The organism is Variovorax defluvii (assembly GCF_039541515.1).
In the GTDB taxonomy this organism is placed as follows: domain Bacteria; phylum Pseudomonadota; class Gammaproteobacteria; order Burkholderiales; family Burkholderiaceae_C; genus Variovorax; species Variovorax defluvii.
On record NZ_BAABGJ010000050.1, the window covers coordinates 1 to 866 of the forward strand.

Sequence of the window (866 nt, forward strand, 5' to 3'; positions counted from 1 at the left end):
TTGCGCATCCCTGGCGCGGCAGCCGCAGGCTGCCTGCAGGGGACTGGCGTCCCCTGAACTTCCATTGATCAGACGTGCCTGCGGCACGTGGTGGCGCTCGCCGCGCGGCGGTTGCGGCACGCGTCGGCCTCTTGCGCCTCACCTCGCTGCCGTTGTCCTGAGTTCCTCGCCTGTCCGGTGACTTTGCGCCCGCGCGGCCGGGCGACCGGCTTCGCCTGCAAGGGGGTGTTCATAACGAATGAAAGGGCCTTCCCCGTCCCGATTAAGCCGCTGCGTGTTGCGGCTGTCGGCAACTGAGTGCCACGATGGGGTTGCGAAGCTCCATCAACTCACTCGGAAAGGGGAAGCCCAATGACCATTCTGTACGTTGGCATCGATCTCGCCAAGTCTGTTTTTGCCGTCCACGGGGTCAACGAAGCGGGCAAACCCGAGCTCGTGTCTCCCAAGGTGGCACGCGCCAAGTTGCTCGAACTGATCGCGTCGCTGCCACCGTGCGTGATCGGAGTAGAAGCGTGCTCCGGCGCACACCATTGGGCGCGCCAGTTCATGGCTCATGGTCATACGGTCCGCCTGATGGCGCCGAAGTTCGTCAGCCCATATCGACTGTCCGGCAAGCGCGGCAAGAATGATGCCGCGGACGCGGCGGCGATCTGCGAAGCCGTGCAACGTCCGAACATGCGTTTCGTCCCGATGAAAAGTCTCGAGCAACAATCGCAACTGAGCGTGCATCGAACGCGCCAAGGTTTCATCGAGCAGCGCACGGCTACTGTCAACCGGATCCGCGGATTGCTCAGCGAGTTCGGTGTCGTGCTGCCGCTGAAGGCATCGACCGTGCGCAGGCAAGCCATGGCGTGCCTGGAAGATCT

1 protein-coding gene is annotated in these 866 nt (G+C 63.4%); it reads left to right on the forward strand.

Annotated features, from left to right (window positions below; translation table 11 throughout):
* Window positions 1–351: 351 nt before the first annotated feature.
* Window positions 352–866 (forward strand): IS110 family RNA-guided transposase (locus tag ABEA07_RS16430; protein ID WP_345539165.1); only part of this gene is annotated, 515 nt, incomplete at its 3' end.